This window comes from Nonomuraea sp. B10E15 (assembly GCF_039871615.1).
Classification (GTDB): Bacteria; Actinomycetota; Actinomycetes; order Streptosporangiales; family Streptosporangiaceae; genus Nonomuraea.
Genome location: NZ_JBDPMB010000001.1, coordinates 1,350,058 through 1,362,617, shown reverse-complemented (window position 1 = coordinate 1,362,617; position 12,560 = coordinate 1,350,058). Strand labels below are relative to the sequence as shown.

12 protein-coding genes are annotated in these 12,560 nt (G+C 72.0%); 2 read left to right on the top strand and 10 right to left on the bottom strand.

Annotated features, from left to right (window positions below):
• Positions 1-71 precede the first annotated feature (71 nt).
• Entirely contained in the window at positions 72-560 is a 489-nt protein-coding gene (locus ABGB14_RS06250) for an Lrp/AsnC family transcriptional regulator (protein ID WP_347642571.1), read from the top strand.
• 138 nt (positions 561-698) lie between these two features.
• Here the strand turns inward: ABGB14_RS06250 and ABGB14_RS06245 are convergent, their stop codons facing one another.
• The 8 genes from ABGB14_RS06245 to ABGB14_RS06210 form a co-directional block, all read right to left on the bottom strand.
• Positions 699-1,142, bottom strand: a complete 444-nt coding sequence (locus ABGB14_RS06245) for a hypothetical protein (RefSeq protein WP_347642570.1) — start codon at positions 1,140-1,142, stop codon at positions 699-701.
• 302 nt (positions 1,143-1,444) lie between these two features.
• A complete protein-coding gene (locus ABGB14_RS06240) occupies positions 1,445-2,137 on the bottom strand; it encodes a phenylalanine--tRNA ligase beta subunit-related protein (RefSeq protein WP_347642569.1) in 693 nt (230 codons plus the stop codon).
• Positions 2,138-2,390: 253 nt separating this feature from the next.
• Positions 2,391-2,735, bottom strand: a complete 345-nt coding sequence (locus ABGB14_RS06235; protein WP_347642568.1) for a GNAT family protein — start codon at positions 2,733-2,735, stop codon at positions 2,391-2,393.
• 5 nt (positions 2,736-2,740) lie between these two features.
• Positions 2,741-3,493, bottom strand: a complete 753-nt coding sequence (locus ABGB14_RS06230) for an amino acid ABC transporter ATP-binding protein (RefSeq protein WP_347643130.1) — start codon at positions 3,491-3,493, stop codon at positions 2,741-2,743.
• Between the two features lie 8 nt (positions 3,494-3,501).
• Complete coding sequence (locus ABGB14_RS06225; RefSeq protein WP_347642567.1) at positions 3,502-4,410, bottom strand: amino acid ABC transporter permease; 909 nt, start codon at positions 4,408-4,410, stop codon at positions 3,502-3,504.
• Positions 4,407-5,345, bottom strand: coding sequence for an ABC transporter substrate-binding protein (locus ABGB14_RS06220; protein ID WP_347642566.1), 939 nt, complete (start codon positions 5,343-5,345; stop codon positions 4,407-4,409). Before ABGB14_RS06220 ends, ABGB14_RS06225 begins: the two co-directional genes overlap by 4 nt.
• Complete coding sequence (locus tag ABGB14_RS06215) at positions 5,338-6,138, bottom strand: deaminated glutathione amidase (protein ID WP_347642565.1); 801 nt, start codon at positions 6,136-6,138, stop codon at positions 5,338-5,340. Before ABGB14_RS06215 ends, ABGB14_RS06220 begins: the two co-directional genes overlap by 8 nt.
• The gene (locus ABGB14_RS06210; RefSeq protein ID WP_347642564.1) at positions 6,135-7,076 is read right to left on the bottom strand and encodes a hypothetical protein; all 942 of its coding nucleotides are present in this window, start codon (positions 7,074-7,076) and stop codon (positions 6,135-6,137) included. The genes ABGB14_RS06215 and ABGB14_RS06210 overlap by 4 nt, the downstream gene beginning before the upstream one ends.
• Positions 7,077-7,194: 118 nt before the next feature.
• Between ABGB14_RS06210 and ABGB14_RS06205 the strand changes: the two genes are divergently transcribed.
• A complete protein-coding gene (locus tag ABGB14_RS06205; protein WP_347642563.1) occupies positions 7,195-8,547 on the top strand; it encodes a PLP-dependent aminotransferase family protein in 1,353 nt (450 codons plus the stop codon).
• Here the strand turns inward: ABGB14_RS06205 and ABGB14_RS06200 are convergent.
• Together ABGB14_RS06200 and ABGB14_RS06195 are read right to left on the bottom strand one after the other, a co-directional pair.
• The gene (locus ABGB14_RS06200) at positions 8,531-9,565 is read right to left on the bottom strand and encodes a hypothetical protein (protein WP_347642562.1); all 1,035 of its coding nucleotides are present in this window, start codon (positions 9,563-9,565) and stop codon (positions 8,531-8,533) included. The genes ABGB14_RS06205 and ABGB14_RS06200 overlap by 17 nt on opposite strands.
• Positions 9,566-9,629: 64 nt before the next feature.
• Positions 9,630-12,545, bottom strand: coding sequence for a bifunctional [glutamine synthetase] adenylyltransferase/[glutamine synthetase]-adenylyl-L-tyrosine phosphorylase (locus ABGB14_RS06195; protein ID WP_347642561.1), 2,916 nt, complete (start codon positions 12,543-12,545; stop codon positions 9,630-9,632).
• Between the last annotated feature and the right edge of the window lie 15 nt (positions 12,546-12,560).

Below are 12,560 nucleotides of genomic sequence, written 5' to 3'. Positions count from 1 at the left end.
CTCTCGCGCTGGAAGCGACGATCAACGGCACTTGCACCCTTTTACCGGGGCTTTCATGGTAAATATCGATTGTGGCCGGTGTTTCCCTTGACGAGACGGATATGCGCATCCTCGAAGCGCTGCAACGCGACGGGCGCGCGAGCTACGCCGAACTGGCCCGGATCGTGTCCATGTCGGCCAGCGCCGTCACCGAACGGGTCCGCCGGCTGGAGGAGACCGGCGTGATCAGCGGTTATTCCGCCGTCGTGGATCCCGAACGGCTCGGGCTCGGCATCCTGGCCTTCGTCCGGCTGCGCTATCCGACCGGCAACTACCGGCCGTTCCACGACCTGATCGCCACCACACCCGAGATCATGGAGGCCCACCATGTGACCGGCGAGGACTGCTTCGTCCTGAAGGTCGTCGCCGGTTCCATGCAGCACCTCGAACACGTCACCGGCCGGATCTCCGGGCTGGGCTCCGTCACGACCAGCGTCGTCTACTCCAGTCCGCTCCAGGACCGCGCCGTCACCACGACCGCCACCACCTGGCGCGCCGCGGGTTCCCGCCGCCCGCGGTGACCGGCCGCCCGGGGACGAAACGGGCGCGTGAAAGGCCATCGGCTGCTTCGCCGATGGCCTTTCACGCGCGCCCTCGATGCGGGCCTCAGCTCCTGGAACGGGACGCCGGCCCGGCCATGGTGTCAGCCGCTCTCGCGGTCACCACTCGGTCAGATCACCATCCGTCGGCCACCACTCGTCGCGGTCGTTGTTGGAGCCGTCCTGCTCGGGGCCGCGGTGGTCGAAGTCACCGTGCTCGAAGTCGTGGTCCTTGAAGTCGTGGTCCTTGAAGTTGTGATCCTTGAAGTCGTGGTCCTTGAAGTCGTGGTCCTTGAAGTCCTTCTTCTTCTTGACGACCTTGACCTTGACCTCGTCCTGGTGGTGATGGTGGCGGCGGTGCTTGTTCTTGTTGCGGTTGAGGTTGTGGACGATGATGTCGATCCTCGGCGGGTGCCAGTGCGGGTTGCGCAGGATCGGCTTCTCCCTCACGACGCGCCTCGGCTTCGAGACGTGCCGGACCGGCGCGGACGGCGGGCCACCGGCCTCGACGGCGACGTAGCCCGCGCTCGCGCTGGCCACCCCCTGGCCCAGCGGAAGGAACATGCCACCGGCGACGGCGCCGGCCAGAGCTAGTACCGCGAACCGCCCATGGCGCGGCGTCCGCGATTGCCGACTTCTAGTATTCACGAGCTCGTTTCCCATTCATGGATAGATCAGCCGAAACCAGGCACCCACCTCGGGTGCTCAGACGCAAGCAGACGTACCCATGCACATATTCTCAGCTACCTCTATAAACCCAAACGTCCCGTCAAAACCTAAACGTCCAATAATGATCTGGACAGAACTTACGGGTTCCGGGACATATCTCCAGGAGTCGTCGCACCGGCGGTGTCCCGTACGGAATCTCAGAACGTGAAGCGAGGCGCCGAGGCGGTCAGGAGGACGGGTTCCGGAGTCGCCCGCCAGAGGCCGCGCACCTCACCGGCCAGTCCGGCGGTGAGCGCCTCGATGTCCGCGCGTGCCGTACCGTGCAGGGCCTCCGCGACGATCAGGACGTCGGTCGTGGTGTCGCGCACGGCCGACCGGCCGCTCTGGCGGTTGGTCCAGCGGCGGGCGTGGGCCATCGCGTCGGCGTCGGCGAAGACGACCTCCCCGGCCGGCGGGCGCTCCGTCTCGCCGGAGAAGGTCACGTACGTCTCATCACCCGCCGCGTACCGGACCTCGACGTAGGAGGAGATCCGGGAGACGTCGAAGACGGCCACCGGGACCGCGTACGCGAGGGACACCGCGTTGCACAGGTCGATCAGCGGGTGCAACCGCGGCAGCGCGCCCTCCTTCCTGAAGCGGCGCAGCAGCGACTCCGAGGCGCAGCGGTACTGCGTCGGCTTCAGGCCCATCGCCGAGAACGCCCGCCGCCACGCCCTGATCTCCGGCAACTCGCCCTCGGAGGCGGTGGCCAGGCGCCTGGCGGCGAGCTCGCCGTAGTGCGCGAGCCGGTCGTCCACGCGGACGTCCTTGGTGACGCCGGCCACGGACATCACCCCCGGGACGAGCTCGGGAAAGTCGCGCCAGATGTCGGTCGAATGCTGGAAGTGCACGGTCACCTCGTCGTCTCGGCCAGGGAGGACGGGCCGATCACAATACCCGCACCCCGGTGCGGGAACGCGGAAGGCGCGACACGGACACGCCGGACGCGCGCGCGGCCGAGGCCGTCCCGCCGCTCACCAGCACCACGCGCGAGGACCGCTCGTCAGCGCCGCTCTCCAGGACCGCTCTCCAGGACCGCTCATCAAGGCCGCCCTGCCGGCCGGCTGGGCCCCGGCGTGCGGGACCGCACGCCGGGGATCGTCTTCACCGGGTGTCGCGCCTGAGCCGGTAGAGGACGTGGCGGCGCAACGGGCTGTTCCCGGGGACCCTCGGGTGGTCGACGTCCTCGGCCGGGTCGCGGGTCATGCCCGGGCGCTCCATCACGGCACGCGAGCGCGCGTTGCGCACGGCCGTCATGGAGATGATGACGTCGAGCCCCGCCTCGGCGAACGCGTACGCGGCGGCCCGCCTGGCCGCCTCGGTGGCGTAGCCGTGCCCCCACGCCGGGCGGGCCTGCCGCCGGCCGATCTCCACGGCGGGCAGGAAGGGAGCGTCGACGTCTGCGGGGCCAGCCCGGCGAAGCCGATGAAGGGCCCGCTCGGTCTCCACCCGGGTCAGAGTACCCGGCTCAAGAACGCCTTCGTCCGCGGGCTGGCCGGGCGGTCGAGCACGTCCGCGGGGGCGCCCGACTCGACCACGACGCCGTCGTCCATGAACACCACCCGGTCGGCCACCTCCCGCGCGAACCCGACCTCGTGGGTCACCACGATCATGGTCAGGCCGTCCTCCGCCAGGCCCTTCATCACCGCGAGCACCTCGCCGACGAGCTCGGGGTCGAGGGCGCTGGTGGGCTCGTCGAACAACATCAGCTTGGGCCGCATGGCCAGCGCGCGGGCGATGGCGACGCGCTGCTGCTGCCCGCCGGACAGCTGGCGGGGGTAGGCGCCCGCCTTCTCCTCCAGCCCGACCCGGCGCAGCAGCGCGTGCGCGCGTTCCCTGGCCTGGTCGCGGGGTTCGCCGCGGACGCCGACGGGGGCCTCGATGACGTTCTGCACCACGGTGAAGTGCGGGAAGAGGTTGAACTGCTGGAAGACCATGCCGATCTCCCTGCGCTGGCGGGTGACCTCCCGCTTGCGCAGGTGCCGCACCCGGCCTCCGGACGCCTCGAACCCGATCAGCTCCCCGTCGACGTGGATGGATCCGCCGTCGATGGTCTCCAGGTGGTTGACGCAGCGCAGGAACGTCGACTTGCCCGATCCGGACGGCCCGAGGACGACCACCACCTCGCCCTGCGTCACCTCCAGGTCGATGCCCTTGAGCACCTCCAGGTGACCGAAGTGTTTGCGCACGCGGCGGGCGCTGACCATGGGTACGGTCACGAGGGCACCTCCGGGGTGGGGCGGCGGCGGAAGGTCAGGAACGACCAGAAACTCTGCGGGGCGTTCCTGGTGGCGCCGCGCGCGTAGTGACGCTCGATGAACGACTGGCCGACGTACAGGATCGAGGTGATCACCAGGTACCAGACGCAGGCGACGATCAGCAGCGGGATGGTCTGGAACGTACGGTTGTAGATGGACTGCACGGTGTAGAGCAGGTCGGCCAGCGCGATGACGCTGACCAGCGACGTGGCCTTCAACATGCTGATGACCTGGCTGCCGGTGGGCGGGATGATGAAGCGCATCGCCTGGGGCAGCACGATCCTGCGGAACGTCCTGGCGCCGCTCATGCCGAGCGCGGAGGCGGCCTCGGTCTGGCCGTGGTCGACCGACATGAGACCGCCGCGGATGATCTCCGCCATGTAGGCGCCCTCGTTGAGGCCGAGGCCGAGGATGGCGGCGAGCAGCGGCGTGATGAGCACGTTGGTGTCGGCGCTGACGAACTCGGGCCCGAACGGGACGCCGAACGAGATCTCCGGCAGCAGGTACGACAGGTTGTACCAGAGCACGAGCTGCACCAGCACCGGAGTGCCGCGGAAGAACCACACGTACAGGCCGCAGGCGGCCCGCGCGACCGGGTTCTCCGACAGCCGGCCGATGGCGAGGAGCACCCCGAGGACGACGCCCACGGCCATGGCGATCACGGTGAGCAGCAGCGTGGTGAAGATGCCCTGGCCGATGATCTGGGCGTTGACGTACCGGCCGACCACGTCCCACTGGAAGTTGGGGTTGGTGACCAGCAGGCTCACGAGCTGGACGGCCAGCACGAGCAGGACGATCGAGGCGACCCAGCGCAGCGGGTGGCGGGTGCGGGCGGCGCCCGCGACGTCGACGTCGGGCAGGCTCATGATTCCGCCAGGTTCACGCCGGCCTGGTCGAGCTTGTTGTCGGACGTGCCCCACCTGTCCATGATCTTGTCGTAGGTGCCGTTGTCCATCAGCTTCTGGATGCCGTCCTTGAGCACGTCGCGCAGCGGCGAGTCCTTGGCCACGACGGCGCCCTGGTACAGGTCGTCGAACCCGTTGGACTGCCCCTTGCCGGCGAGTTCGAGTTTGCCGCCGGCCTGGTCCACGAAGTAGGTGAGCGGCGCCTGGGAGGAGAAGAACGCGTCGGCCCGCCCGGAGCTGACCGCCAGCACGGAGGTGGGCTGGTCCTTGTACGACTGGACGTTGATCTTGGGCTTGCCCTCCTTGACGCACGTCTGCGACTGGCCCTTGATCACGCTCTCGGCGGAGCCGCCGGCCATGACGGAGATCTTCAGCCCGCAGGTGTCCGCGAGGGAGCCGATGTTCTTGGGGTTGCCCTTCAGCACGGCGAAGACGACGAACTCCTTGACCCAGTCGACGAAGTCGTTGGACTTCTGCCGCTCGCGGAAGTCACCGACGGGTCCGATGGCGAAGTCGTAGCGCCCGGAGGCGATGCCGGTGAGCGAGCTGGGCAGCCCGTCCACGGTGACGTGCTCGATCTTGACGCCGAGCAGCTGGCCGAGTGCCTCGGACATGTCGGCGGCGGCGCCGGTCAGCGACCTGCCGTCGGCCCCGGCGATCTCGTACGGAGGGAAGGAGCCGTTGTTCACCGAGACGAGCTTGCCCGCCTGCTTGGCCTTGTCGGGCAGCCGGTCGTACAGCGCCTGGTCCTTGGTTTGGGCGGCGGTCGTGCCCTGGGGCTGCTGGGAGTTCAGCACGCCCTCCGCCTCCTCGGGGTTGGCGCCGCATCCGGCCAGCAGGAGGGCCGCGCCGAGCAGGGCGGCCGTCACGCCTCTGGGCGTCGTGTGCCTAGTCATGTCGCTCCAATCGCGGGTCGACGGCGAAGCGCCGGTTCTCGAGGACGGGCAGGGTGAGCCGGGCGTCGGCCAGCTCGGCGGCCGAGGCGTCGGCCCAGAGCATGCCCGGCGCGGCGCCGAGGCGGGCCCGGGTGATGCCGAGCGGGTCGACGACCATGCTGGATCCGATGTTGCGCCGGCCGCACTCGCCGGAGGCGGCCACGTAGCAGGTGTTCTCCAGGGCGCGGGCGGTGACCATGACCTCCCAGTGCCATTCCTTGGCCGGGCCGCGCACCCACGCGGTGGGCAGCGCGATGATCTGGGCGCCCTGGTCGGCCAGGAGCCTGGCCATCTCGGGGAAGCGCACGTCGTAACAGGTCATCATGCCGACCTTCCAGCCCGCGCAGTCGATCACGACAGGGGCGTTGGTGCCGGGGACGACGTTGTCGGACTCGCGCTTGCCGAAGGCGTCGTACAGGTGGAGCTTGGTGTAGGTGGCGACGAGCTCGCCGTCCCTGGCGGCCACCAGGACGTTGTACACGCGCCCGTCGTCCGCCGGGATGTGCACGCCGGCGATCACGGTGGTGGCGGAGCCGCGCGTGCGCTCGACCAGCCCGCTGACGAACGGCCCGTCCAGCGGCTGCGCGGCCTGCCTGATGCGGGCGGGCTCGTCGACGAAGAGCGCGAGCGAACCCTCGGGCAGCACCAGCAGTCCGGCGTCGCCCGCAACGGCCTCGTCGATCAGGGCCTGGCAGGTCTTGAGGTTCTGGGTCCAGTCCTCCGCGGAGGCGAACTGTCCGACGGCGATTCTCATGCGGCGAAGACCTCCTCGGCTCCGATGGGGCGGGGTGAGATGCCCTGGGCGTGCAGTTCGGCGCAGAAGGCGGCGACCATGGCCGCGTTCGGGGCGGCGCCGTACGGCATCCAGTCGTGGCCGAAGGTCAGCGCCGTCGCGGTCAGGTCGGACAGCAGCCACGGCGTGGTGTCGGCGAGCAGCCGCCGCCGGGCCAGCCAGTGCCGCTTGGAGCGCTCGAACACGTCCTGGACGGCCTGCGGCAGCCACGGGTGGCGCTCGACGCTCTCGCGCTTGAGCGTGACCAGGTGGATGCCGGGCACGAAGCCGGTCCGCTCGTAGTAGGCGAGTTCGGCGGCGCGGTGGTCGGGCAGCAGGTGGCGCAGGCGGCTCTCGGGGGTGAAGAGCTCCGGAGGCATGAACGGCGTCATGATCGCGTCGTGGTGGCCGGCCGCGAGCCCTTCGGCGAGCCCTTCGTCCGTCAGCGTGACGTTGCCGGGGAGCGGGACCGGGCCGGTCCTGTCCTTGCCGGTCTCGCCGGCGACCAGCGGGCCGACCGTCCAGTCGATGCCGCCGAGGTCCACGCCCGCGGCTCTGAGCAGGGCGCGGGTCCAGGTGTTGCCCGAGTCGGGCCAGCCGGTGAGCCCGACGCGGGCGCCCTTGAGCTCCTCCAGCGAGGTCAGCTCGCTGTCGCGGCGGACGAGGACGCAGCGGTGCCGGAAGCCGCGCATGACGAAGACGGGCAGGCCCACGAGCCGGTCGTCGCCGGCCGCGCGGCCGAGCACGTACCTGCTGAACGAGGTCTCGCCGCCGTCCAGCCCCGGCTCGCCCAGCACGTCCGGCGTGACGGCACGCGAGTCGAGGTCGAGGGCGAAACCCTCGGGCTTGACCGCCTCCGTCGCGATCGGCACGAGGTGGTCCCAGTCCCGCGCCGCCAGCCGAATCCGAATCTCGGCCACAAACCCCCCAAACGACATTAGTTGCCCCGAATTGCGAAGAACCATATGTTCAGGGGAAAGGCCAACACAAGACGATCTTTGTTGCTGAACAAAGATTTGCGGAACCCATGGGGGTGGAGTGGACGCCGCATGGCTGGCGGAACGCATCGGCGAACCGAGTGCTCGCGGGATCGCGACCGTCCTGACCGACCTGATCAGGCAGGGCACGGTGACCGCCGACACCCGCCTGCCGACCGTGCGCGCCCTGGCCAGGGAGTTGCGGGTCAGCTCGGGCACCGTCGCCGAGGCCTGGTCGGAGCTGCGCCGGCACGGGATGATCCGCACCGACCGCCGCAGGGGCACGGTGGTGCTCGGCCCGCCCGACGTGCCGCGCCCCATCCGGTACGAGCGCATCGGCCACTTCGGCGACCGGCTGGCCATCGACCTGGCGATCGCCTCCCCCGACCCGGCGCTGCTGCCGCCGCTGGAGAGCGCCCTGGCCGCGGCCGCCCGCACCGACCGGCTCAACGACTACACGCGCGAGACGATCACGCCGCGGTTGCGCGCCGCCGTGGAGCCGGACTGGCCGTTCGCCGCCCAGGGCTGGCTCGCGGTCGGCGGCGGCTACGAGGGCGTGCAGCTGCTCTGCCAGACCGCGGCCCTGCCCGGCGACCGGATAGCGATCGAGGAGCCGACGGCGGCGCGGCTGCTGGACATCCTGGAGACCATCGGCGTCCAGATCATCCCGGTCGCCTGCGACGAGGACGGCCCGCTGCCCGGCGCGCTGGACAGAGCTTTGCGGGCCAGGCCGGTGGCGTTCGTCTACCAGCCGCGCGGCCAGTCGCCCTGCGGCCACGCCGTCACCCCGGAGCGCTCCGCCGAGCTGGCCGCCCTGCTGGAGCCCACGGCGACCCTCATCGTCGAGGACGACGGGATCGGCGAGCTGTCGGTCTCGCCGATGGTGAGCATGGGGACGCGCTTTCCCGACCGTACGGTGCTGGTGCGGTCGTACTCCAAGTCCCACGGCCCCGACCTGCGCATCGCGATCGTCGGCGGGGCGGCCGAGGCCGTGGAGCGGGTGCGCGTGCTGCGCAGCTTCGGCACCGGCTGGACCAGCAGGATCCTGCAGGACGCGCTGGCCCACCTGCTCGGCGACGCCGCGGCACGGGCCGGCGTCGAACGCGCCCGTGACACCTACGCGGGCCGGCGCGCGCGGCTGGCCGCGGAACTGTCCGCCCGCGGCGTCCGCACGGGCGGGCGCGACGGCCTGGTGTTGTGGGTCCCGGTACGCGAGGAGTCCGCGGCGCTGGTCACCCTCGCGGCGCACGGGATCTCGGCGGCGCCGGGCAGCCGCTACGTGATCGACCCCGCGCCCGCTCCCCACCTGCGCCTGGCCACGGCCCGGCTGACCGACGACCCCGGCGAGCTCGCGGAGCTGGCCGACGTGATCGCGCTGGCGGCCACGGGCTCGCGGCTCAGCGCCTCGACCTGATCCCCGTCAGCCGGCGCAGGACGTCCCACCAGAACGGGGCACCGAACAACAACGCCACGTACGTCAGCAGGAATCCCGGCCAGTGGCTCGGCGTGGTCAGCCGGTCCCACCACACGCCGCCGTTCCAGGCGAACACCGGATCGCCCCGCTCCGGGATCGACACGCTGAGCGGCGCCTGGCCGAGCATCCTGGCCAGCGCCGGCCGGCTGAGCGTCTCCGAGACGCACGACACCGGGTCGCCGCCCGTGCACCGCGCCCTGAGCTCGTCGTACGCGGCGGGCCCCGCCTCGGCGACGGCCGTCACCGAGGCGCGGAAGGCGTTGTCCCGCAGCAGCGTCTTGGCGTGCTCCAGCCCGTCCACGGTGAACAGCAGCGTCACCGCGACGCACAACACGGTGACGACCCACCGCACATAACGCCGGTAGAGCAGGGTGAGCCGCTGCATCTCGCCGTCGAACCAGGCCTCCACGCCCTGCCTGAACCGGTCGAGGTCGCGCTGTGCCGTCTCCCACACGCCGTTGAGCGGCCCGTGCAGCGGGCTGCCGATCTCCTTCAGCTTCGCCAGGAACCCTTCGACGCCGCCGGGCGCGCCCGCCGCCAGCTCCATCACGGCCACCGCGAACCGCCCAGGCGGGAGGTCGGCGATGCTGGTGCGGCCCCTCTTGGGGTGGTCGATCTCGCGCACCCGCTGGTAGAGCAGGGTGACCAGGGCGTCGTCGGACTCGCCCGCGCGGGCGGGCAGCTCTCCCGCCTCCGCGGGGGCGGGCCGGCCACTGTGCCGAGGGCGCGGGTCGCGCTGGAACGGCAGCGCCGCGAACACGTCGCGTACGCCGGCCGGTAACCAGGACCGGCCCTGGGCGTCCGAGCCGTCCAAGGTGTCCCTGAGGTAGGCCCACAGGAACTTGCTGCGGATGGACAGCAGCCGCACCACGGCCTCGTTCAAGCCGCTCACGAGCAGCGACAGCAGCAGGAACGACACGGCGAGGCCGAGCGCCAGGTCCACGTAAACGGAGAGCATCGCGCTTTGATACACCCCGCCGGATCGAGCGAGCAAGCCCTCACCGGGTTGTCGCGGCGGGCCGTCAGGCGTAGAAGACGCGCTCCACCACCTGGCGGGCGCGGCGCGTCACGCGGCGGTAGTCGTCGAGGAAGTCCTCGGAGCCGTCCGGCGGGTAGCCGAGCGCCTGCGCGATCAGCCCGCGCTCCCCCGAGTCGCGCGGCACGCTGTCGCCCGGCCTGCCCTTGACCAGCATGATCGCGTCTCGGACGCGGGAGGCGAAACGCCACGCCTCGGCGAGCACCTCCTCGTCCGCCCGGTCGAGCAGGCCCTCCGCCACGGCCGCGCGCAACGCCTCCAGCGTGCGGGTGGTGCGCAGGGACGGCAGCCCGCCCGCGTGGCGCAGCTGCAGCAGCTGGGCCACCCACTCCACGTCGGACAGGCCGCCGGGGCCGAGCTTCGTGTGCAGGGCGGGGTCGGCGCCGCGCGGCAGACGCTCGGCCTCCATGCGGGCCTTGAGCCGCCTGATCTCCCTGACGGCGTCGTCGGGCAGGCCCTGCCCCGGGTAGCGCAGCTCGTCGATCATCGCGACGAACGCGGCGCCCAGTTCGGGGTCGCCGGCCGAGAACCTGGCCCGCAGCAGCGCCTGCGCCTCCCACGGCGACGACCAGCGCGCGTAGTAGGCGCGGTAGGAGGCCAGCGTGCGCACCAGCGGGCCCTGCCGCCCCTCCGGCCGCAGGTCGGGGTCGATGGCCAGCGGCGGGTCGGGGGCGGGCAGTGACAGCAGCCTGCGCAGTTCGTTGGCCACGGCGTGGGCGGCGTCGGTGGCCTCGCGCTCGTCCACCCCCGGCAGCGGCGAGTGCACGAACATGACGTCGGCGTCGCTGGCGTAGGAGCACTCCATGCCGCCGAGCCGGCCCATCGCGACGATCGCGAACGAGGTGACCCGCGCGGCCCTGTCAGAAGCGGCGTCGAGCGCGGCCTGGAGGGTCACGTCGGTCAGCCGCGACAGCGCCGTGCCCACCGTCTCGATGTCGATGAGCCCGGCGATGTCGGCGACGGCCGTACGGAACAGCTCCTTGCGCCGCAGCGCCCGCACGGCCGCGACGGCGTTCTCCGGGCCGCCCGCGTGCCGCGACACCGCGGCGGACGCCTCGCCCAGCAGCGACTCGCGCGAGCGCACGGCCAGCTCCTCGTCCGAGCCCAGCATCGCCACCGCGTCGGGCGCGTGCATGAGCAGGCCGGTCGCGTAGCGGCTGGTGCCGAGCACGCGCGCCATCCTGGCCGCCACCGCCGTCTCGTCGCGCAGCAGCCGCAGATACCACGGCGTGCTGCCCAGCTTGTCGCTGACCTGCCGGAACCCGAGCAGCGCCGCGTCCGGGTCGGGCGTGTCGGCGAACCAGCCGAGCATGACGGGCAGCAGCGTGCGCTGGATCGCGGCCCGCCTGGACACCCCCGTGGTGAGCGCGGCGATGTGGCGCAGCGCGCCGGTGGGGTCGTCGTAGCCGAGCGCCTCCAGCCTGGCCGCGGCGGCCGTCGCCGACAGGCGCGCCTCCGACTCCGGCAGCCGGGCCACGGCCTGCAGCAGCGGGCGGTAGAACAGCTTCTCGTGCAGCCGCCGCGCCTCCATCGCGTGCCGTCGCCACCGGGCGGTGAACTCCCCCACCGGGTCGGCCTGCATGCCCAGCGCCCGGCCCAGCCTGCGCAGATCGGCCTCGTCCTCCGGCACGATGTGCGTACGCCGCAGCCGGTGCAGCTGCAGCAGGTGCTCGACCCGGCGCAGGAACGCGTACGCCTCCGCCAGGCCGCGCGAGTCGTCGCGCCCGACGTAGCCGCCGCGGGAGAGCGCGGCCAGGGCGGGCAGCGTGCCCCGGCGGCGCAGCAGCGGGTCGAGCCTGCCGTGCACGAGCTGCAGCAGCTGCACCGCGAACTCGATGTCGCGCAACCCGCCGGGGCCCAGCTTGAGCTGGCGCTCGCCCTCGGCGCGCACATGCGCCTCCACCCGGCGGCGCATCGCCTGCACGTCCTCGACGAAGTGCTCGCGGGTGGCCGCCGACCAGACCAGCTCGTTGACCGCCTCGACGTAGGCCGCGCCCAGCTCCAGGTCGCCGGCCACCGGCCGGGCTTTCAGCAGCGCCTGGAACTCCCACGTCTTCGCCCAGCGCCGGTAGTAGGCCAGGTGGCTGGCCAGCGTGCGCACCAGCGGCCCCGACCGGCCCTCCGGCCGCAACCCGGCGTCCACCTCCCACAGCGAGCCCTCGGGGGTGGTCGCGGTGCAGGTCCGCATCATGGCCTGGGCCAGCCGGGTCGCCGAGCGCAGCGCCTTCTCCTCGTCGGCGCCCTCCCGCGGCTCGGCCACGAAGATCACGTCGACGTCGCTGATGTAGTTGAGCTCGCGGGCGCCGCACTTGCCCATGCCGATCACGGCCAGGCGCACGTCGGCGGCGTCGACCTCGGCCCGCGCGATGGCCAGCGCGGCCTCCAGCGCCGCGCCCGCCAGGTCGGACAGCTCCGCCATGACCTCCGCCTGCGTGGCCTGGCCGGTGAGGTCGCGCGCGGCCAGGTGCATCACCCTGCCCCGGTAGGCCACCCGCAGCGCCGTCATCGCCTCGGCCCCGTCACGCTTCCGCGCGTCCGGCCCGCCGGCGCCGACCGCCCGGAGGAGCTCCTCGCGCGGATCGCCCAGGCGGTGTTCGGCGAGCAGCGCCACCTGCTCCGGGTGGCGTGCCAGGTGGTCGCCGAGCGCCTCGCTGACCCCGAGCACGGCGGCGAGCCTGGCCCTCAGCTCGCCGTCGGCGCGGAGCTTTCCCGGCACGGACGGGTCCCGCTCGGCCAGGCGGGCCAGCGAGGCCAGCGCCAGGTCGGGGTCGGCCACGTCGACCAGCGGCTCCAGCAGGTCGTCCAGATCGGCTCCGGCCTGGCCGACGAGCCTGGCCGCCCTGGCGCCGTCGGCGAAACCGAGCTTGGCGAGCCTCGCGGCGGTGGATTCGATCCTGGGCACCCCTCCATAGTGGCA

What these genes read in the sequence shown, in the direction of transcription:
- ABGB14_RS06215 (WP_347642565.1), bottom strand. Translation starts at nt 6,138, where the DNA reads ATGAGAATCGCCGTCGGACAGTTCGCCTCCGCGGAGGACTGGACCCAG.
- ABGB14_RS06200 (WP_347642562.1), bottom strand. Translation starts at nt 9,565, where the DNA reads ATGCTCTCCGTTTACGTGGACCTGGCGCTCGGCCTCGCCGTGTCGTTC.
- ABGB14_RS06230 (WP_347643130.1), bottom strand. Translation starts at nt 3,493, where the DNA reads ATGGTCAGCGCCCGCCGCGTGCGCAAACACTTCGGTCACCTGGAGGTG.
- ABGB14_RS06220 (WP_347642566.1), bottom strand. Translation starts at nt 5,345, where the DNA reads ATGACTAGGCACACGACGCCCAGAGGCGTGACGGCCGCCCTGCTCGGC.
- ABGB14_RS06245 (WP_347642570.1), bottom strand. Translation starts at nt 1,142, where the DNA reads ATGTTCCTTCCGCTGGGCCAGGGGGTGGCCAGCGCGAGCGCGGGCTAC.
- ABGB14_RS06225 (WP_347642567.1), bottom strand. Translation starts at nt 4,410, where the DNA reads ATGAGCCTGCCCGACGTCGACGTCGCGGGCGCCGCCCGCACCCGCCAC.